Here is a 20,241-nt window from a genome sequence, read left to right as displayed (position 1 = left end):
CTGCGTAAAAAGCGAGATCATCAGGCCGCATATGGCTTTATGAAAAGATTAGTGAAAAAGTTTGGAGAACCAACGGTTCTAACAACAGACAAAGCTCCAGCATTACTTTGTACGTTTAACAAATTAAGGGAACAAGGCTTTTATAAACAACTCATTGCACAATCAAGCATTTGAATAATCTCATAGAACAAGACCATAGACACGTGAAACGTTGTTTTGCTAGATCCTCAGGATTTCAAAACCTCCGTCATGCCTCACGTACCATAAAAGGAATCGAAACCATTCATGCTATACATAAACGAAAACGCAGTTTGCAACCAAACTGCGTTTTTTCAACATACAATGAATTACAGCAATTACTTAGAATTGTATAAAATCCATCTGTAATCAGCCCAATTTTTTATCTGTTTAAGAAACTTTGCAACAGATAAAAAATTTCACTATTCATATTATTCAGAGGTAAAAACCTATAATATAGTAATTAGTAATCTTTTATGAAAGGGTGTATATAATGAAACAGCAGATCAAAAAAGTTCTTATTATCGGCGGTGGAATAGGTGGACTATCTGCTGCAATTGCTTTAAGAAAAAATGGTCTATCTGTTACAGTATGTGAGTCTTCAGGTAGTAATTTACTTAAAGGTGCAGGCATTCTGCAACCTCAAAATTCATTTAAGGTTCTCCAAGAATTAGGTATATATGAAGAATGCTTAAATAAAGGATTTCAACTCACTTCCCTAAAAATTTTTGATGAACATGGCATGGTAATAAGTGAAATTAATGAAACATTTATGGATGAAAACCTACCAGGTAGAAATGCAATTTGGCGTTCCGAATTAAGCGGAATATTAGTTTCAAAAGCTCAGTCTTTAGGGGTAAATATAGAATGGAATAAAACTTTAAAGTCTTATACCGAACATGAATATGGGGTTAATGTAACTTTTGAAGACAAAAGCACTCTCATTTGCGATATTCTTATAGGGTTTGATGGCATTCGTTCTAAAGTCAGAGATATAATGCTGGGGCGAAAAATTCATCCTCAATTTTTAGGTATGGGAGCATGGAGATTCCCTATAGAATTTCCTAAGAGTAAATCTTTTAATGAGACGCTCATGCTTCATAATGGAAGCACTAAAATTGGTATTGTACCTTTGTCTGAAAGTGCAGGTTATGCTTTTATCATAAAGCCGGTAAAGATAGATTACTGGGATGATAAAATGACACGTTATGAAAGAGTGATGAACATTGTAGATCAATTTAGAGGAGCATCAATTTTAATTAAAGAGGGGCTTTCTAAAGATTCTCCCATTATCTTTAATCTAGTTGAAGAAGTTGTATTGGAAGAGAACTGGTACAGCAACCGTGTAGTCATTGGTGGAGATGCTGCTCATGCCAGTGCACCAAATTTAGCCCAAGGAGCTGCAATGGCAATAGAAGATGCTATGGTATTAGCAGAAGAAATTAATAATCATGATTCCTTTTATATAGCATTTCAATCCTATTTTAAGAGAAGGTATGGTAGAGCTCAAAAAATTCGAAAGCTATCTTCAGAACTTGTAAGAAAAGAATTACTTAGGGAAGAAGGTAGTGAAAAAATTATAAAAGCGTGTCATTCTTTTCTTAATACAGCCTACTAATCTAAGATATTAAATTAGCAAATCAAACTTTATATTGTAAAAAAGCCAATTTTTTAAACGTACAGAGAATTGGCTTTTTCGATTCTGTTGCAAAGTTTTTGAAACAAAGTTACACTCTAGAAAAAATGAACTGGAGCATGACAAATGAAATACTTTAAAGGAAAACAATTCAAAAAAGATATTATTTTGGTAGCCGTTGGCTACTATTGTCGTTTTTCTTTAAGTTATCGTGATGTATCTGAACTCTTGAGAGAACTTGGGGTTTCGGTTCATCCTACAATCATTATGCGCTGGGTTCATGAATATGGAAACCTGATCTATCAAATCTGAAAGAAGAAAAACAAAAACATAAAATTATCTTGGAAAATGGATGAAACCTATATAAAAGTTAAAGGTAAGTGGTGTTATCTATATCGCGCGATTGATAAAGAAGGCCATACACTTGATATTCAACTTCGCCAAAAGCGAGATACTCAAGCGGCATATGCTTTCATGAAAAGATTGGTTCAAACCTTCGGAGAACCAACGGTTCTGACGACAGATAAGGCTCCTTCTTTACTTTGTGCATTAAAAAAGTTAAAAGAGAAAGATCTTTATAAAAACACTGTGCATTATACAGCTAAACATTTAAATAATTTTATCGAACGAGACCATAGACACGTGAAACGTTGTTTTGCTAGATCCTCAGGATTTTAAAATCTTCGCCATGCTTCACGCACGATAAAAGGAATCGAAACCATTCATGCTATACATAAACGAAAACGCAGTTTGTAACCAAACTGCGTTTTTTCAACGTACAAAGAATTACAAAAATTATTAACAATTGCATAAAATAAACAACCGTTTGTTGGGATAATCTGTTGAAAAACTTTGCAACAAAACCAAATTATGGTTAAATTCTAATTTAATTTAAAAAACTTCTTATTTCGATGTTATAATAAGAATGAAAATTCTAATTACTTGTTTTGAACAAATAATTAAATAAGCATTTATGATTAAAGGAGAGTAGCATGTTATATAAACAAAAAAACTTTAAAAACAAATTTGAACACTTTTTACTCATATTTATTATTTTTCAACCTATTTTGGATTTACTTACATCTTTTTGTATTATGTCATTACAAATGAATGCTACTATTGGCATTTTTGTCCGTTTATTTATTATGTTGTTAAGTATTGTATATTTGTTGATAACAACAATTAAAATAGGGAATTGGAAGTATCTTATTTATTTAGTTGGATTAATATCAGTATGTATGATAGGAATTATAAATAACATAGTAATAAAAAAGCCTATGTTATTAAGTGAAGAAGTAAAATTTATAGCAAAGTCTATATATTATATAATTATGTTTTTTAGTTATCTTTTGGCTTTAAATTCTATCAAAAGAAAAGAAAATATATATGTAAGGATAAGGGATTATATTGTATATGCAATATTGATTGTTAATATTACTATACTTATTTCTATTATCACTCATACTGATTATAATAGTTATGAATATAGTAAAATAGGATCAAAAGGATGGTTTTTTGCTGGAAATGAATTGAGTTCTATTTTAGGTGTTACATTTCCGATTGTCGTTTTATATTCTATCGAAAAAACAACATCTATTAGGAAATTATATTATTGGATTCCAACATTATTATCTATTTTTTCATCTTTCTCTATGGGAACAAAAGTTGCTTATATGGCGGTTATAGTTACTATGGTAATTACACTTGTAATAAGTTTTATTCATGTGTTTTTTTACCAAAAACAGTTGAAAGAACAGCGGAAATATCTATTATTGAACATATTTGTTGTTATTTGTATAAGTATAGGAATTGTTTCTACAATACCAAAAACGCCATTTGTTAAAAATTTGGCAATTCATCAAAAAGAAGTACAAACGGAACAATTCAAAGAAAAGCAAAAGCAATATCGATTAGAAGAGAAAAAAGAAGTTCCAGTTAGTAGTTCGCCTAAAGAACAAGTAAGTGCTTCGGATAGTAATTCAGGTAGTGATTCAGCAGTAGAAGAAAAGAAAAATCAAGTAGAAAATATTATATTTAGTAGCCGTGAATTATTTATCCAGCATTATAAAAAATCCTTTGAAGAAGTTCCGATATCCCAAAAACTGTTTGGAATGGGGTATGGGGGAATCCTGAATTATCAAGGAGCTCCTAAGTTGATTGAACGAGACTTTCATGATTGGTTTTATACATTTGGATTGTTTGGTTTTATATTCATTTTACTACCTCTTATTTATTACAGTTTTAAAATTTTATTATTATTAATTAAAGATATAAAAACTTTATTTGCATTCAAACATGTGTTGTTAGGAACAGGAATATTATTAGGTTTTGGTATTGCATTTATTTCTGGTCATGTATTAACAGCACCCGCTGTAAGCATCTATTTTAATGTTATTTTGGCAACTCTAATAGTGAGTTTGAGTAGTAAATCGATTCAAAAATAAGGTAATAAAGCAAAGTTTAACTAAAATCCTGTATTTTAATACGGGATTTTTTGTCTATTTTAATTAATACATAGTTTATTTAAGATGATTAAGTTTTTTGAATTAAAGAATAAATATTGGAGTTAGTATAGTCATATGGACACAACTTATTTAAGTCCTTACAATGAATTTCAAGGTAAGAGTCAAATATTCCCCACCTACTATTTGTAAATAACCCATGAGATAATCTCCTTACATACTACATGTGGAGGCTTTTTTATGAAAAGACACCTATTAAAGAAAGAATGGGAAACTTATATTCAAGACTATAAAAACAGTGGATTATCAAAAGTTTTCTGGTGTCAAAAACAGAACCTACCAGTTCATCGGCTATATTATTGGTTGAAAAAATTATCACCTGAAACGGAAGATCAAAATAAAAATGAGCGTGTGAATTGGAGTTCTATGAATGGCCCTGTCGTAGAAGAAAACATACATGTCACCATTCGAATTCACATTCAAGAAGCAACCATTGAATTAGATGTACCTTTATAAGAAACAAAACAAAACAAAATATATTGTGTGAAAAGAGATGTAATTTATGAAGAAGAGTTTCYATGATTGGTACATTGAAAATAACAAAGAACATTTATTAGCCGAGTGGGATCATGAACAGAATGAAGACTTGGAGATAAAAGAAATTGGATATGGTAGTAACAAAAATGCATGGTGGATTGGTAGATGTAATCATCAATGGATATCTACTATTAAGAATAGAGTTAGGGGAACTGGTTGTCCTATATGTTATGAAGCTAATGGTAGAAAAATAGTCCATAGACGAAGTTTAAATAAAGGAATTAATGATTTGCTCTATTTCGAGTAATCTTCTTCGAATCAAAATTGTCACTCTCCATCTATGAGTATTTTTTATTATCTAGTCTACTACTTTATTTTAATAAATACTCTTTTACGAAATGAAAATTATTTCTCAGTCTAAATCTTTATTTTATTAAATTAAACAAACAAAAATAGAGGAATTTAATTAAACCAACGATGTCCAGTCTAATACATTTTTCTACTTGAACAACTGTTCAAGTATTTAAAGAAGAAACATATAAAAAAGTTTTTCCGTGTTCTCTAAGTACATATGAGGGAACATCCGATTGCTGCATGAATGTTTTACCATGCTCAGCTTGCAATGTGCTAGAAGGAGTGTTACCTATTAGTCCTGTTATAATTAAAGTTAATCCAAATGTAATTCCAAAAAATTTAATTGTTTTTTTCATTACTTTAAAGCCTCCTTATCGCGTAGTTTTTGTTCGGCTTCGTGTGACTTGTAAAAATAATGTCCAGCCTGACCAGGTTGATTTGAAGCATAAAATTTTAATGCTAATTGTTTTGAGTAGTCATGTACGAACCCTAATAAACCTTCTTGCTCGAAGTATTGAATTCCTTCTTTAATAATGGATTCAAATATATTGGTTGGCTCAGCTGAATTTAATGCGCGCAGAATAGAAAAATGATGTTTATATTCAATTGCATTTACATGATTACAGATTTTTAGACCTTTATTAATAAATTTATTTGTTTCATCTGTATGCCCCAATTTGAAATGTTCTCGTGCTAAAAGGAACGTAGATTTATAATCAGTTTCGGGATCTTCAATGGAAGCAGATAAGTTTCTAATCGCTGCTTCAGATAGATTCTGTTCTGCATATAAGAATCCTAAATTATGTCTAATTTTTAAAGCTAGCATTGTATTTTTCTGCTTATTAACAATGTCTAAAGCATATATAAAGTATTCCTCAGCTGCTTCAAATTGACTTAATGAAGTACATGTAAGCCCTAAAATATTAGTGCAGCCAGCAATATTAATTTCATAACCGTTTAAATTCTCATAATATCCTTTTGCTTTTGTTGCATAATTGATAGCTATAAGTGGTTGACGAACTTGATAATAGAATGCCGCTGCTTTATAGTAAAATTCGGCTTTTTCGGCTTCATCGGGTATTTTTTCTAATAATTCTCGAGCAGTACTAAAGTAATTATTAGCGTCTTTAAATTTACCAATTTCAGTAGCGTGAATTGCCTTAAAGAAATAATAGTAGTACTTTAAAAAATCGTCAGTTGGTTTTTCAAAGCTATTTATTTTTTCTAGCAACGCTTTTGATTCACTATAATCATTTATAAATAATTTATATCTAAACTCTAGTAAAGAGTAGTATAGAAGAATATTTTGGTTCTCCTCAATTCTATCAATTTTTTCTTTTACTTTGTTTCTAATTTCTAATGCAAGGTCCGTGTTTTGACTGCGAATTGCATCATACCAATTATTTAATAAAGAAGTAATCTGCTCTAGTGTAACCGTTGTAATCTCCATGGAATAACCCCTCCTATTATGTATTTATATAATTGTACAAAAATTTATAATATTTAGTCATTGGGTAAATTTATTTCTCAACAAATACCTATTTATTTTTTTGGATAAGTATTCATTATGGGAAGAACTATGTTTATTGAATTAAACTTAGATCAATTTTTTTGAACAAAAAGAAAAACTAGATAAAATACTAAGGATACTTAGCACTATAGGACTATCTGTATATATTTAAAGTATAAGGTCAAATTAAGTAAATATTTGGGTGAAGAATGCTTGTCAAATTACTATTATTTAATGATGTCTGGGTAATAATAAGTAAGTTACCGTTGCTTATTAAAAAAGCAAGGCCCGATTGGCCCCGCTTGTTATTTGACTATTACTTTTCCATCCATTCCTTTCTGGAAATGGTACCGACATATCAGTTCATATGTACCGGGCTTTTTAGGTTTCACGGTTATGGTTTTTTCTTTTCCCGGCTGGACTTCGGCGTCAATTCTGAGCTTTTCCACTGTGAAGGTGTGCTCTTTATTACCTTGGTTTTTCAATATCAACGTTGTCGTTCTTCCAATCGGAATAGTGATGACGTTCGGATTAAAGTAATCATCGTTCAACTCGACCTCAATCACTTTCACTGACTCAATAGGCTGTGTTACGACGCCGGATTCGGCAAATACACTGAGTGAGCCTGGAGTTGTTACAACCACAATCATCGCAAGCAAAACGACCAATCCAGTTAACCACTTTTTCACAGACATTCGCAATCCTTCCTTTCCTAAGCATTATTGTTTTCCAATTCATAAAATATTATCACTATAAATGGGGGTCTAACTATTCAGGTTAAAAAATGTTTTAGACTGAACATCATTAATCTAATGGGATTCCTCAATTCTTATATTTCTAATTCAATAAAATAAAGAATCAGACTGGTAAATAAGTTTCATTTTCGGAAAAGAGTTTTTATTAAAATATAGTATTAGACTAAATATTGGTTATGTAATTTTCACATGAGAAATAGGAACAATTCTGAGAAAACATACTTAATAAAACAAGAATGTATATATTCTGGCATAAAGTTTTTAAAAGAGAACAGGTCTAATCCTTAATGAATATGAAGTTAATCTCTGTGTTTACCGCGTATAATAAGACATTATGGCAACCTCACATGTATACGCTATATAGGATTTCATTGCTTAATATAGAACATTAAAGGAGTATTGATATATTTAAAAAAGGGGGGAAATACATGAAACTCACAAATGATGTTAAAGCCATTGTCTTAGATCTCGATGGAACTTTATTAAATTCACAAAAAGAAGTGTCCGAAAGAAGTAAAAGGGCCATTTTGACAGCTCACGAAAGAGGTCTTGCTATTATTTTTGCAACAGCAAGACCTCCAAGGTCTGTTAATGACTTTTTATGTAGAGAGCTTCAAGAAATAGCATCTGTTGTTTATTATAACGGTGCTTTATCCGTAGATAATCAGTTAGGCAGAAAACATTACCCAATTGAACAGATGTTGACGGAAGAAATTCTAAACTATATACATACAAATCAGCCAGATGCTTATATTTCTATAGAGTCTGAAGACATTTGGTACAGCAGCCAAACTTTAGACTATAAACAGGTCATGAAAGTCACAACAAACCCTACAGTGGTAACCATTGATGAACTAAGGAAGATACAAGCTTCCAAAATACTAATTTCTCAATGCTATGACTATAAAAGTTTACAGGAACTCTTTGAAGGTAAAGTTAACATCATACGCACTGACTCGGGAAGCTTGATTCAAATTATGGATAAAGATGTGTCGAAAGAGCGTGCTGTGATTGATATCTGTACAGCTAAGAGAATACCTATGGATTATGTTATGTCTTTTGGGGACGACTGGAATGATTTTAACTTATTTAGGGAATCTGGATTACCAGTAGCAATGGGTAATGCTATTCCTGAGCTAAAAGAGATTGCATTTTTTGTTACTGGAAACAATGATGAAGAAGGTGTGGCACAGGTATTAGAACAAATAATCTTTGGTACCAATCCAATTAAAAATTAACATGAATAGAAAGTCCCTTCAGTTCTTCATCTAAAGGGACTTTTAAAGGTCTTTGGTTTTATATTAATAAAGGGTGCTTTCATGTCCAAAAAACACTTTTTCGGTCTATAACTATTTTTTAATAGTCTAAAACATTTTTTTAATGAAACACTAACGTGCTTCAATTGCACCTACAGCTTGCCTAATCATTCTACCGTCCCCCCTAAAACTTTATTATGAATGTTATTTGGATTTTCAGCCCATTCCAACATTAATTCTCTTTGTTTAACGGCTAAATCTTCAAACGGTTCACTAATATGCTCAATATTGTTAAAGCATTTTTCAAAAACACGAGTATTATTTATCTTGAGGTACCCACCAAATCCCTTGTCATCATTTAAAATCCATACTACTCTTGTAAAATGAGAAAAAAGTATAGCTCCAGTACACATCGGGCATGGTTCAAGTGTTGTATATAATGTAATAGGTAATCTGTTTTCTTTAGCATGTATGAGTTTCTTTCCTGCTGCTCTTATAGCATCGATTTCAGCATGAGCGGAGGCATCATCCTGAGTGTGTACCCTGTTTCGCCCCTTACCTAATATTTCATTGTTTCGCCCAACAATAATAGCACCTACTGGATATGTGTTCTCTTTCATTGCTTTTTTCGCTTCTTCTAAAGCCATTTCTAAAAACAAACGATCCATTTTTCTCACCAAAACAAATTCCCCCTTTTAAATCTAATTTTATCAAAAGAGAGTTATAAAAACATGATGAACAACACCTGGAATTAACAAATAACACTTATAAGCCATTTCTAATCAAACTTTATCTCAAACCTACATCTGAAGGGTCTTTCCATTCACATAATCAATGTTATCGGCAGTTATAGTAGATCATTTTTTAGTACAATTGAATTAATCAAGGTCTGTGTTAGGAGGAATGTATCCGAGGTGACGATCCATTGATACGATTTGTCCTTTATGATGAAATTCATGTGTCTCGGTATGGGTTAAAAGCCATAGTGGAGTTGTACTCCATGGTTCTTTTTGCCATTTCACTTCATTTGCTATATTTTCGAACCAACGAGCATTGAATTCATCTAAAAAACGTTGTACAATCTCATCTACTAACTCAAATCTGGCGCGAACTTTCTCGACATTTGAATGCTCAATTTCATAATCAGTAGCAAACGAAAAATCTGCTCGCCTTTGGTTAAATGCGAATGATCCAAGCCAGTATCGATAACAATCGGCTACATGAATATGGGTCTTTATAATGCTACCGCTTCCGAAATTTGGAACGGTGCTGTGCAACTTTTGCAGTGGGATTTTTTCTGAAAACGTAAATAGAATTTCCCTGGTAGAGCGAATAAAGCTGTATTGTTGCTTTAAAACATCTAACATTCAATATCACTCCTCTTTTATTTACCATAATCCCCGTTAGCAGAAGCTAAATTATATATCTTTGTTTTCCTTCTCTAATAAACGTTTTACATCATTTCTAAAGAATTTAAGTTCATTTTTTGTTTTAATCAACTCATACAGCATAAAAAGTAATACCAACACTAAATACCAACACTATTAAGATTTTCACCATAGCAATCCCATCTTCCTTTTTTAACTAAGCGAAGATATATGCTAAAATCCCAATTGTACATATAACACTACCTACAACGAAAAAGAAAAACTGTATAAGCTTGGCCAAAAATAGCCGGGGGTGTAGATTATGTAACAGCTACACTCAAAGGCGTTGAATTTGCTAAAGACGGTACATTGATAAGGAAGCAAGTTGGTCCAGGGAAGGTTACCGAGTGGGTTATGGATTTGAGTCAATATCTAGGACATAAAAAAATTAAATTTAAGCAACTTCTTTAGTCGAATTTTCTATTGCTTTGGGAGTTTTATAACCAATGCTACTGCGGTTATATCATTCTTTGATGCATTGAAATAGTGCTAGATTTGTTTGTTTAAACGTGACATATTGTGTGCGGTATACTTCTTCTTTCTTTAGAAAAGCATGAAGAAACTCAACACAAGTGTCTAATACGGACACTCCCTCCTTGAAATTTATTGTAAGAACTTCACTAAGTTGTGTTCAAAGTGGATAACCTACGTTTCTATGATTCTCCATCTTGGCAGGATAATGTTGTTGCTGGTACTTTAGATGCAGGATTATGATTTGCAATCGATGGGAAGGTTATGGTGAATGGATTTTATCAGTACAAAGAGCATAGTAGCCAGGGCAAAACATACTATGTAACAGCAAACGAAGCCTATGGACATGTGAAGTAAGAGTTACAAAAGAGCATCCACTTAAAGGATGCTCTTTTGTATAATATATTTATAGAAGAAATATAAAAAAGTGCTAACAAGTTTGCAAATGAACTTGCTAACACTTATACAAAATAAATATAAAATATCGCTGATATGTTACTGGATATATAGTCATTATAAAAATAGACAATACAAACTAACTTTGCTTAGAATACTCATCGTAGTACAATTTATATTATATGGATTAACGCCGCGGAGGTAATAAAATGCGACAATTTGCAAAACCAACAGTTGTTGTAAGTAAATGCCTAGAATTTGATGCTTGTCGTTATAATGGGGAAAGGATTTCTGATATTACAATTCGAAATTTACAACCGTTTGTTATATTTATTCCGGTATGTCCTGAAGTAGAAATCGGATTAGGAATTCCACGTGAGACAATTCGGATTATCGAAGATAGTGGCATTCACAAGCTTGTACAGCCTTCGACAAGAGAAGATGTTACAGAGAGGATGAAACGGTTTTCTGATCAATTTTTAAGTACTTTACTGGATGTTGATGGTTTTATTTTAAAAAATCGTTCTCCAAGTTGCGGAACTAGAGATGTGAAAATTTATACAGGATATGACAAATCACCAGTAAAAGAGAAGGGGGCTGGTTTGTTTGGTGGCGCTGTATTAAAAAAATTTTCGCATATTGCAGTAGAAGAAGAAGGTAGATTGTCGAATTTTATTATTCGTGAACATTTCTTTACGAGACTGTTTACAATCGCTCACTTTAAAAGAATTAAACATAATAAAAATTTGAAAGAGCTAGTATCTTTTCAATCAGATCACAAATACTTATTTATGGCATATAATCAGGTGAAACAAAAAGAATTAGGCCGTATTATTGCAAATCATGCAAAGGATAATATTGAAAATCTCTTTGAGAATTACGAAAAAACCTTGTATGAATTATTGAAGCGAACACCTCGCTATACATCGAATATAAACGTATGTCAGCATATTTTTGGATACTTTAAAGATAAGCTAAACAAGCAAGAAAAAGAGTATTTTTTAACGCTACTTCAAAAATATGCAGATAAGAAAATACCTCTTAGCAATTTACTTGTAGTTTTAAAGTCGTGGGTCTTACGTTTTGAAGACCACTATTTATTTCGGCAAACCTATTTTGAACCATATCCTGAAGCATTAGTAGAAATCTCAGATTCCGGAAAAGGAAGAGATTATTAAAGAAAAAACCACATAATTCGACACTGTTATTCCTATGTTGTTGTAGAACAATGTAGGAATTTTTTTGTGCATGAGTACAGAATCTGTTTTAAAATTAAGTTATGACAGAATTATAACAATTATCTAACTACTAATCTTGTCTTTAAGAAGCAATGTTTGTAGTACAGACTCGCACGCTGTCGAAACTCAATATTCGATAAGGGGTGTGTAGCGGAATGGAATTTACTCTAACTCGCGAAAAACAAATGATTAAAGAAATGGTACGTGACTTTGCTGAAAAGGAAATTGCACCAAAAGCTGTGTATTATGACAAAACAGCTGAATTTCCATACGAAACGTTTCAAAAAATGGGCGAACTAGGATTATTAGGAATCCCATTCCCAGAAGAGTATGGAGGTTCTGGCGGCGACACTCTATCGTACGCGCTAGCTGTTGAAGAAATTGGCCGTGCTTGTGGCGGTACAGGCTTAAGTTATGCTGCAACAATTTCATTAGGTGCTTCACCAATTTATTACTTTGGTACAGAAGAACAAAAGCAAAAGTATTTAGTTCCAATGGCATCAGGAAAAACACTAGGTGCTTTTGGTTTAACAGAGCCGAACGCTGGATCAGATGCAGGTGGCACACAAACAAAAGCATTTTTAGATGGTGATGAATATGTGATTAGCGGTGAGAAGTGTTGGATTACGAATGCAGAGTATGCAAATACAACCATTGTAACCGCTATCAATGGTGTCGAAGAAAATGGAAAAAAACGTATTTCTGCATTTATTGTGCCGACAACAAGTGAGGGATTAACGATTTCAAGTCCATACGATAAGATGGGTGTTCGTGCCTCTAATACTTGCGAAATCGTACTTGATGGTGTTCGTGTACCGAAAGAGAATATTCTTGGTGATGTAAATAAAGGATTTAAACAATTCTTATATACACTTGATGGAGGGCGTATTTCAATTGCAGCATTAGCTGTAGGAATTGCACAGTCTGCTTTTGAGCGTGCAATTCAATATGCAAAAGAGCGTCAGCAATTTGGAAAAACGATTTCTAATTTCCAAGCGATTCAATTTAAACTGGCTGATATGGCTACTGAAGTGGAATTGGCGCGTAATTTAGTACATAAAGCAGCTTGGTTAAAAGATCATGATAAACCTTTCGGTAAAGAAGCAGCTATGGCAAAGTTATTTGCATCTGAAGCAGCAAGTCGTATTGCGAATCAAGCAGTGCAAATTCACGGTGGATATGGTTATATGCGTGAATATGAAGTAGAGCGTCACATTCGTGATGCAAAACTTTTAGAAATTGGTGAAGGAACTTCTGAAATTCAACGTCTCGTAATTGCAAGACATTTAGGGTGTAGATAAAAGGAGGATTCACTATGTTTCAAAAGATATTAATTGCTAATCGTGGCGAAATTGCAGTTCGAATTATAAAAACATGTCAAAAACTTGGAATTCGTACAGTTGCTATTTACTCAGAAGCAGATGAAAATGCACTTCATGTAAAACTAGCAAATGAGGCTTATTTGGTTGGTGGCCCACGTGTCCAAGAGAGCTATTTAAATCTCGAAAAGATTATAGAAATTGCTAAGAAAACAAATACTGAAGCGATTCATCCAGGATATGGATTGTTATCAGAAAATCCTTCCTTCGCGGTTCGCTGTAAAGAAGAAGGGATTGTATTTATTGGTCCTTCTGAGGAAATCATTGCTAAGATGGGAAGTAAAATCGAGTCACGTCTGGCAATGCAAGAAGCAAATGTTCCAGTTGTACCAGGAATCACAACGAATATTGAGACTGCTGAAGAAGCGATTGAAATTGCAAAACAAATTGGTTATCCATTAATGCTGAAGGCATCCGCGGGCGGCGGGGGCATTGGAATGCAGTTGATGGAAACTGAGCAAACGCTCACCAAAGCATTCGAGAGCAATAAAACGCGTGCACAAAACTTTTTTGGTAATGGTGAGATGTACTTAGAGCGATACATTGCAGATGCGCATCATATTGAAATTCAACTTTTAGCTGATACACATGGCAATACAGTTTATTTATGGGAACGTGAATGCTCTGTACAACGCCGGAATCAAAAAGTAATTGAAGAAGCACCGTCTCCATTTTTAGATGAAGAAACACGTAAAGCGATGGGGGAAGTTGCTGTACAAGCAGCAAAAGCTCTTGGCTATACAAATGCCGGTACGGTTGAATTTCTTGTGGATGATAAGAAAAACTTCTATTTCTTAGAGATGAATACAAGATTACAAGTGGAGCATCCTGTTACTGAAGAAATTACTGGTCTAGATCTTGTTGAACAACAATTACTCATTGCGTCTGGTGAAAAGCTTTCCTTTACGCAGGAGGATATAAATCGTAGTGGTCATGCCATTGAAGCACGTATTTATGCAGAAGATCCAAAAACATTTTTCCCATCTCCTGGGGAAATTATAGGACTAACTCTACCAACCGCAGTACGTATCGATCACTTTTTGGAGAATAAGGTGACAATTACACCGTTTTACGATCCGATGATTGCAAAAGTAATTGCGCATGGTGAAACGCGCGAAGAAGCTATTGAGAAATTACAGGATGCTCTTCAAAATCTGAAAGTAGAAGGTATTAAAACAAATACACCAATGCTTCTGCAAGTATTAGAAGATGAAGTGTTCCAAAGTGGTATTTATACAACAGGCTTTGTAACAAAACAACTTGTAAAAAAATAAGGTTTATGAATATTAAAGGGGGTAAAAATGATGACAAAAGTATATGCATCGATGGCAGGTAATGTTTGGAAAATTGTTGTGGGAATAGGGGATACAGTAGAAGAAGAACAGGATGTCGTCATTTTGGAATCTATGAAAATGGAAATTCCAATCGTTTCAGAAGAAGCTGGGACAGTTATGAAAATAAATGTACAAGAGGGCGATTTTGTTAATGAAGGAGATGTATTGGTAGAGATTGAATAGGGAGAAGAAGGGGTGAAATGTATTGAAGCTACCTACTTTTGCTGTCATTAAAGAAGTGGGACCACGTGATGGTTTGCAAAATGAAAAGAAAATTGTTGGCACAAAAGATAAAGTGAAATGGATTCAATTACTTTCAGAAGCTGGATTATCATATATTGAAGTTTCCTCTTTTGTTCACCCGAAATGGGTTCCTGCTTTAGCTGATGCGAGTGATGTATTTGCAGAGTTAAAGCGGAATTCAGATATTACATATGCTGCGCTTGTTCCAAATCAAAATGGTTTGGAACGAGCTCTTTTGCAAAATGTAGATGAGGTGAATGTTTTTTTATCAGCAAGTGAGTCACATAATAAAAATAACATCAATAAGTCCATTAAAGAAGCGTTATCTGTCGTGCGAGATATTACAAAGCAAGCAGGGTTTGCAGGTAAAAGAGTAAGAGGTTATGTTTCTACTGTATTTGGTTGTCCTTATGAAGGGGATGTGAGCATTGATGCTGTAGACGAATTATGTAATCAACTCTTCTCATATGGCATTTATGAAGTCTCATTGGGAGATACCATTGGTGTAGCAAATCCATTGCAAGTAGAGCGTGTATTAGAGCATTTACTTAAAAAATATGATTCTTCTCAATTCGCGATGCATTTTCATAATACGTACGGAATGGCGCTTGCAAACGTCGTTCAGTCATTGGAATACGGTGTTACGACTTTTGATAGTTCCTGTGGTGGACTTGGTGGTTGTCCTTATGCACCAGGAGCATCAGGTAATGTCGCGACTGATGATTTAGTACATATGCTCCACAAAATGGGCGTACAAACAAATATAAATGAAGAAAAGTTATTAAAGGCTAGTCAATTTATTCAAAGTAAGCTAAATATTCAATTGCCAAGTCATGTGTATAAAGCATTGCAACATAAAACAATAAGTAGGTGATAAAATGCTACAATTACAAAACATTTCAGTAGATTATGTAACACCGCATATCGTAAAAATAACATTAAATCGCGAACGGCAAGCAAACTCATTATCTTTTGCACTATTAGAAGAGTTGCAATCTACATTAAATCATATTAATGAAGAAGCTGATGTTCGCGTTATCATTTTAACAGGCTATGGTGAAAAAGTATTTTGTGCCGGAGCTGATTTAAAAGAACGTGCCAATATGAATGAGGAGCAAGTACGTCATGCAGTTGGGATGATTCGTTCTACAATGGATATGGTTGAGCAATTATCACAACCTGTTATTGCTGCAATAAATGGAATTGCACTTGGTGGTGGTACCGAGTTAAGTTTAGCGTGTGATTTTAGAATTGCGGCAGAAACAGCAAGCCTTGGACTCACTGAAACATCTCTAGCTATCATCCCAGGAGCTGGTGGGACGCAGCGTCTCCCAAGACTAATTGGTGTTGGCAGGGCAAAAGAATTAATTTATACAGCAAGACGTATTTCGGCGCATGAGGCGAAGGAATATGGAATGGTAGAGTTTGTGGTACCAGCTAACTTACTAGAAGAAAAAGCAATTGAAATTGCAAGAAGCATTGCGAGTAATGGACCAATTGCCATTCGATTAGCAAAAGAAGCAATCTCAAATGGGATACAAGTAGATTTGCATACCGGATTACAAATGGAAAAGCAGGCGTATGAAGGTGTAATCCATACGAAAGATCGATTAGAAGGACTACAAGCATTTCAGGAGAAACGTAAACCAGTGTATAAGGGGGAGTAAAAGTGCTAGAACAAAAACAACAATCGAATTCATTTCAAGAACGTGTTGAAACAATTAAACAAGGTGGGGCACCAAAATATCATGAACAAAATAAAGCAAAAGGAAAAATCTTTGTTCGAGATCGCTTAGCTCTTCTATTTGATAATGGTGAATATGTAGAAGATGCATTATTTGCTAATTGTGAGCAAACAGGCTTACCGGCAGATGGTGTTGTAACTGCTACTGGTAAAATACATGGTCGTACTGTATGTGTCATGGCAAATGATTCAACAGTTAAAGCAGGGTCTTGGGGTTCTCGAACTGTTGAAAAAATCTTACGCATTCAAGAAACAGCTGAAAAGTTACGTGTACCACTTTTTTATCTTGTTGATTCTGCAGGTGCCCGTATTACTGACCAAGTTGAAATGTTCCCAGGGCGCCGCGGTGCGGGACGCATTTTTTATAACCAGGTGAAGCTATCAGGTAAGGTACCACAAATTTGTTTATTGTTTGGTCCTTCTGCAGCTGGAGGTGCTTATATTCCTGCTTTTTGTGACGTTGTCATGATGGTTGAAGGAAATGCTTCTATGTATTTAGGTTCTCCGCGTATGGCTGAAATGGTTATTGGTGAAAAAGTAACACTAGAGGAGATGGGCGGCGCTCGTATGCATTGCTCGGTATCAGGATGCGGAGATGTATTATGTAAGACAGAAGAAGAAGCGATTGCTCAGGCAAGACAATATATTTCATATTTTCCAAGTAACTATCAAGAAAATGCTCCTATGACTAAGCCTCAAGAACCAAAACAGTTCGAAAAAACGTTAGAACAAATCATCCCAGAAAATCAAAATGCTCCTTTTAATATGAAAGATCTTATTAATCGTATTATCGATGAAGGTTCTTTCTTTGAAGTGAAAAAATTATTTGCACAAGAACTTATTACAGGATTAGGACGAATCGATGGGAAGCCTATTGGTATTGTTGCAAATCAACCGCGTATGAAAGGCGGTGTATTATTCCACGATTCTGCTGATAAAGCAGCGAAGTTTATTAATTTATGTGACGCATATCATATTCCATTATTATTCCTTGCGGATGTACCTGGATTTATGATTGGAACGAAAGTTGAGAGAGCTGGTATTATTCGTCACGGTGCGAAAATGATTTCTGCTATGAGTGAAGCGACAGTACCGAAAATTTCAATCGTTGTTCGTAAAGCATATGGTGCTGGTCTATATGCAATGGCAGGCCCAGCTTTCGAACCAGATTGTTGTTTAGCGTTGCCAACGGCTTCCATTGCTGTAATGGGACCAGAAGCTGCTGTTAATGCCGTATATGCGAATAAAATCGCAGCGTTACCAGAAGAAGAGCGTGCAAGCTTCATTGCAGAAAAACGTGAAGAGTATAAAAAAGATATTGATATTTATCGCCTAGCATCAGAAATGGTGATTGATGGTATTGTTCATCCGAATGATTTACGTGAAGAACTAAAGAAGCGCTTCGAAATGTACATGAGTAAATATCAAGTGTTTACAGATCGAAAACATCCAGTTTATCCAGTATAAAAGCCCTATTAAGGGCTTTCTTGTTCGAAAAATGAGGAGGGGAAAACATTGAAACAAGCCGTTTGGTTTCCAACAGAAGAATATAAAGATAAAACACGTCTATATGGGTGGATGAAATCGCTTGGCTATGAAGATTATGAAGCATTTTATAACAAGTCAATTGAAGAAACTGGATGGTTTTGGGGAGAAGCGGAACGTGCAGTTGGCTATCAATGGATGGAGCCGTATACAGAAGTATTAGATTTAGAAAACGGTACACCATTCGCTCAGTGGTACACTGGGGGAACGTGTAATGTAGTAGAATCTGCTTTATCTCGTTGGCTTGCAGATGAAGAAACAAAACAACAACCTGCCCTCATGTACGAAGGGGAAAACGGAACAACAAAATCATTTACATATGAAGAACTTGATAGCTGGGTGAGCCGAGTTGCCAATGGATTGAAGCATTCCGGAATTGAAAAAGGTGATCGTGTAACGATTTACATGCCGATGATTCCAGAGACAGTTGTTGCTATGCTGGCAGTAATGAAAATAGGTGCGATTATTTCCCCGATTTTTTCTGGATTTGCAGCTGATGCAGTCATGACGCGTGTACAGGCAGCAGGATCCAAAATGATTATTACAGCGGATGGATTCTCGCGCCGTGGTAAAATCGTTTCATTAAAAGATGAGATAGATAAAGCGTGCGAACATTGTGCATCTGTTGAGAAGGTTGTAATTGTACGTCATGCTGGAAATGATTTTACACCTCATAACTATGACCTATCATGGAGTATTCTCGAAAAGGAAAAACCATTTATACACGCTGAAGAAATGAAAAGTGATGACCCGCTTATGCTCATTTATACATCAGGGACGACTGGGAAACCAAAAGGAACTGTACACACGCACGCTGGATTTCCTCTGAAGTCTGCATTTGATGCAGGATTTGGTATGAATATTAAGCAAGGTGACCGTGTATTATGGGTAACTGATATGGGCTGGATGATGGGACCGTTTTTATTATTCGGCTCTCTTATTAATGGGGCAACAATGGTAATGTATGAAGGTGTTCCAGACTATCCGGAAGCAGATCGATTATGGGAAACGGTTGATCGATATCAAATTACTCACCTTGGAATTTCACCAACATTAATTCGAGCACTGATGGCAAAAGGTGATGAATATGTAAAGAAACATTCTCTAGAAAGTTTAGAGGTATTTGCATCAACAGGTGAACCTTGGAATCCAGACCCTTGGATGTGGCTCTTTGAAACAGTTGGAAAAGGAAAGGTACCAATTTGTAACTATTCAGGTGGAACTGAAATTTCCGGTGGGATTTTTGGAAATGTTTTAATTAAACCAATTGCACCTATTAGTTTCAATGCATCTTTACCTGGAATGGCAGCAGTTGTATTAGATGAACAAGGTACTCCAATCCGTGATGAAGTTGGAGAATTATGTATAGAAAAACCGTGGGTTGGAATGACGAAAAGCTTCTGGGAAGACGACGAACGTTATGTTAACACGTATTGGTCGCGCTTTGAAAACAAATGGGTGCACGGTGATTGGGTCATTTATGATGGAGAACAGTATATTATTACCGGACGTTCTGATGATACATTAAATATTGCCGGGAAGCGTATTGGGCCAGCTGAATATGAATCAATTCTTGTAAAGCATCCTGGTGTAATAGAAGCCGCGGCGATCGGCGTACCAGATGAAGTAAAAGGGGAAGTCTGCCATTGCTTTATTGTTTTACAAGAAGGAATAAAATTTACATCTGAACTAAAAAAAGAATTATTGAATTTAGTAAACTCTCATATCGGAAAGGCGTTATGTCCAAAAGATATTCATGTTGTAGAAGACTTGCCGAAAACACGTAATTCTAAAGTAATGAGACGTGTGATTAAAGCAGCATACTTAGGGAGAGAATTGGGAGATTTATCTTCACTTGTAAATCCGGAAGTTGTCTCTTATATTCAGGGATTACAATCTAGTCAAATATAAAACAAGCCATGAGCCCCTTATAAAA

18 protein-coding genes and 4 pseudogenes are annotated in these 20,241 nt (G+C 34.5%); 16 read left to right on the top strand and 6 right to left on the bottom strand.

The window, feature by feature from the left end; all coding sequences use genetic code 11:
* The 6 genes and pseudogenes from AC1DIT_RS20245 to AC1DIT_RS20220 form a co-directional block, all read left to right on the top strand.
* A pseudogene (locus AC1DIT_RS20245) lies at positions 1-374 on the top strand (DDE-type integrase/transposase/recombinase); the annotation flags it as partial.
* 137 nt (positions 375-511) lie between these two features.
* Positions 512-1,636: an FAD-dependent monooxygenase gene (locus tag AC1DIT_RS20240; protein WP_016114902.1), complete on the top strand. Its 1,125-nt coding sequence runs from the start codon at positions 512-514 to the stop codon at positions 1,634-1,636.
* Between the two features lie 144 nt (positions 1,637-1,780).
* Positions 1,781-2,410, top strand: a pseudogene (locus AC1DIT_RS20235) (IS6 family transposase).
* A 236-nt stretch (positions 2,411-2,646) separates the two neighbouring features.
* Positions 2,647-4,098, top strand: coding sequence for an O-antigen ligase family protein (locus tag AC1DIT_RS20230; RefSeq protein ID WP_016114905.1), 1,452 nt, complete (start codon positions 2,647-2,649; stop codon positions 4,096-4,098).
* A 258-nt stretch (positions 4,099-4,356) separates the two neighbouring features.
* Positions 4,357-4,632, top strand: a complete 276-nt coding sequence (tnpA, locus tag AC1DIT_RS20225; RefSeq protein WP_016114906.1) for an IS66 family insertion sequence element accessory protein TnpA — start codon at positions 4,357-4,359, stop codon at positions 4,630-4,632.
* Positions 4,633-4,678: 46 nt separating this feature from the next.
* Positions 4,679-4,960 (top strand): zinc-ribbon domain-containing protein, encoded by a 282-nt coding sequence (locus AC1DIT_RS20220; RefSeq protein ID WP_476998366.1) that lies wholly within the window; start codon positions 4,679-4,681, stop codon positions 4,958-4,960.
* Between the two features lie 208 nt (positions 4,961-5,168).
* Here the strand turns inward: AC1DIT_RS20220 and AC1DIT_RS20215 are convergent, their stop codons facing one another.
* From AC1DIT_RS20215 to AC1DIT_RS20205, 3 genes are all read right to left on the bottom strand, one after another.
* Entirely contained in the window at positions 5,169-5,363 is a 195-nt protein-coding gene (locus AC1DIT_RS20215; RefSeq protein ID WP_016114908.1) for a hypothetical protein, read from the bottom strand.
* Positions 5,363-6,457, bottom strand: coding sequence for a response regulator aspartate phosphatase (locus AC1DIT_RS20210; RefSeq protein ID WP_016114909.1), 1,095 nt, complete (start codon positions 6,455-6,457; stop codon positions 5,363-5,365). Before AC1DIT_RS20210 ends, AC1DIT_RS20215 begins: the two co-directional genes overlap by 1 nt.
* 365 nt (positions 6,458-6,822) lie before the next feature.
* Positions 6,823-7,212, bottom strand: a complete 390-nt coding sequence (locus tag AC1DIT_RS20205; RefSeq protein WP_016114910.1) for a cupredoxin domain-containing protein — start codon at positions 7,210-7,212, stop codon at positions 6,823-6,825.
* A gap of 488 nt (positions 7,213-7,700) precedes the next feature.
* On the opposite strand from AC1DIT_RS20205, the gene AC1DIT_RS20200 reads away from it, so the two are divergent.
* Positions 7,701-8,510 (top strand): HAD family hydrolase, encoded by an 810-nt coding sequence (locus AC1DIT_RS20200; protein ID WP_016114911.1) that lies wholly within the window; start codon positions 7,701-7,703, stop codon positions 8,508-8,510.
* Positions 8,511-8,695: 185 nt separating this feature from the next.
* Here the strand turns inward: AC1DIT_RS20200 and AC1DIT_RS20195 are convergent, their stop codons facing one another.
* The 3 genes and pseudogenes from AC1DIT_RS20195 to AC1DIT_RS20185 all read right to left on the bottom strand — a co-directional run.
* Positions 8,696-9,208 carry a nucleoside deaminase gene (locus tag AC1DIT_RS20195; protein WP_016114912.1) on the bottom strand — a complete coding sequence of 171 codons (513 nt, stop codon included), beginning with the start codon at positions 9,206-9,208 and terminating at the stop codon, positions 8,696-8,698.
* 198 nt (positions 9,209-9,406) lie between these two features.
* Positions 9,407-9,895: a DinB family protein gene (locus tag AC1DIT_RS20190; RefSeq protein WP_016114913.1), complete on the bottom strand. Its 489-nt coding sequence runs from the start codon at positions 9,893-9,895 to the stop codon at positions 9,407-9,409.
* A gap of 454 nt (positions 9,896-10,349) precedes the next feature.
* Positions 10,350-10,555 (bottom strand): annotated as a pseudogene (locus AC1DIT_RS20185) (IS3-like element ISBce13 family transposase); the annotation flags it as partial.
* Positions 10,556-10,579: 24 nt separating this feature from the next.
* Between AC1DIT_RS20185 and AC1DIT_RS20180 the strand changes: the two are divergent.
* The 9 genes and pseudogenes from AC1DIT_RS20180 to AC1DIT_RS20140 all read left to right on the top strand — a co-directional run.
* Positions 10,580-10,783: pseudogene (locus AC1DIT_RS20180) on the top strand (N-acetylmuramoyl-L-alanine amidase); the annotation flags it as partial.
* Positions 10,784-11,031: 248 nt separating this feature from the next.
* Positions 11,032-12,000, top strand: coding sequence for a YbgA family protein (locus AC1DIT_RS20175; protein WP_016114914.1), 969 nt, complete (start codon positions 11,032-11,034; stop codon positions 11,998-12,000).
* A gap of 215 nt (positions 12,001-12,215) precedes the next feature.
* Positions 12,216-13,361, top strand: coding sequence for an acyl-CoA dehydrogenase (locus AC1DIT_RS20170; protein WP_016132820.1), 1,146 nt, complete (start codon positions 12,216-12,218; stop codon positions 13,359-13,361).
* Between the two features lie 14 nt (positions 13,362-13,375).
* Positions 13,376-14,713: an acetyl-CoA carboxylase biotin carboxylase subunit gene (locus AC1DIT_RS20165; protein WP_016114916.1), complete on the top strand. Its 1,338-nt coding sequence runs from the start codon at positions 13,376-13,378 to the stop codon at positions 14,711-14,713.
* Positions 14,714-14,740: 27 nt separating this feature from the next.
* Entirely contained in the window at positions 14,741-14,956 is a 216-nt protein-coding gene (locus AC1DIT_RS20160) for an acetyl-CoA carboxylase biotin carboxyl carrier protein subunit (RefSeq protein ID WP_003197789.1), read from the top strand.
* 22 nt (positions 14,957-14,978) lie between these two features.
* Complete coding sequence (locus tag AC1DIT_RS20155) at positions 14,979-15,890, top strand: hydroxymethylglutaryl-CoA lyase (RefSeq protein ID WP_016114918.1); 912 nt, start codon at positions 14,979-14,981, stop codon at positions 15,888-15,890.
* Between the two features lie 4 nt (positions 15,891-15,894).
* The gene (locus AC1DIT_RS20150; protein ID WP_016114919.1) at positions 15,895-16,683 is read left to right on the top strand and encodes an enoyl-CoA hydratase; all 789 of its coding nucleotides are present in this window, start codon (positions 15,895-15,897) and stop codon (positions 16,681-16,683) included.
* A 2-nt stretch (positions 16,684-16,685) separates the two neighbouring features.
* Positions 16,686-18,227: an acyl-CoA carboxylase subunit beta gene (locus AC1DIT_RS20145; protein ID WP_016114920.1), complete on the top strand. Its 1,542-nt coding sequence runs from the start codon at positions 16,686-16,688 to the stop codon at positions 18,225-18,227.
* Positions 18,228-18,275: 48 nt separating this feature from the next.
* The gene (locus AC1DIT_RS20140; protein WP_016114921.1) at positions 18,276-20,216 is read left to right on the top strand and encodes an AMP-binding protein; all 1,941 of its coding nucleotides are present in this window, start codon (positions 18,276-18,278) and stop codon (positions 20,214-20,216) included.
* Positions 20,217-20,241 lie beyond the last annotated feature (25 nt).

This window comes from Bacillus sp. 05T22 (genome assembly GCF_056396765.1).
The sequence above is the reverse complement of the archived record's forward strand: the minus strand, read 5'-3'. Positions and strand labels throughout refer to the sequence as shown.

What these genes read in the sequence shown, in the direction of transcription:
- AC1DIT_RS20240 (WP_016114902.1), top strand. Translation starts at nt 512, where the DNA reads ATGAAACAGCAGATCAAAAAAGTTCTTATTATCGGCGGTGGAATAGGT.
- AC1DIT_RS20230 (WP_016114905.1), top strand. Translation starts at nt 2,647, where the DNA reads ATGTTATATAAACAAAAAAACTTTAAAAACAAATTTGAACACTTTTTA.
- tnpA (WP_016114906.1), top strand. Translation starts at nt 4,357, where the DNA reads ATGAAAAGACACCTATTAAAGAAAGAATGGGAAACTTATATTCAAGAC.
- AC1DIT_RS20215 (WP_016114908.1), bottom strand. Translation starts at nt 5,363, where the DNA reads ATGAAAAAAACAATTAAATTTTTTGGAATTACATTTGGATTAACTTTA.
- AC1DIT_RS20210 (WP_016114909.1), bottom strand. Translation starts at nt 6,457, where the DNA reads ATGGAGATTACAACGGTTACACTAGAGCAGATTACTTCTTTATTAAAT.
- AC1DIT_RS20205 (WP_016114910.1), bottom strand. Translation starts at nt 7,212, where the DNA reads ATGTCTGTGAAAAAGTGGTTAACTGGATTGGTCGTTTTGCTTGCGATG.
- AC1DIT_RS20200 (WP_016114911.1), top strand. Translation starts at nt 7,701, where the DNA reads ATGAAACTCACAAATGATGTTAAAGCCATTGTCTTAGATCTCGATGGA.
- AC1DIT_RS20190 (WP_016114913.1), bottom strand. Translation starts at nt 9,895, where the DNA reads ATGTTAGATGTTTTAAAGCAACAATACAGCTTTATTCGCTCTACCAGG.
- AC1DIT_RS20175 (WP_016114914.1), top strand. Translation starts at nt 11,032, where the DNA reads ATGCGACAATTTGCAAAACCAACAGTTGTTGTAAGTAAATGCCTAGAA.
- AC1DIT_RS20170 (WP_016132820.1), top strand. Translation starts at nt 12,216, where the DNA reads ATGGAATTTACTCTAACTCGCGAAAAACAAATGATTAAAGAAATGGTA.
- AC1DIT_RS20165 (WP_016114916.1), top strand. Translation starts at nt 13,376, where the DNA reads ATGTTTCAAAAGATATTAATTGCTAATCGTGGCGAAATTGCAGTTCGA.
- AC1DIT_RS20160 (WP_003197789.1), top strand. Translation starts at nt 14,741, where the DNA reads ATGATGACAAAAGTATATGCATCGATGGCAGGTAATGTTTGGAAAATT.
- AC1DIT_RS20150 (WP_016114919.1), top strand. Translation starts at nt 15,895, where the DNA reads ATGCTACAATTACAAAACATTTCAGTAGATTATGTAACACCGCATATC.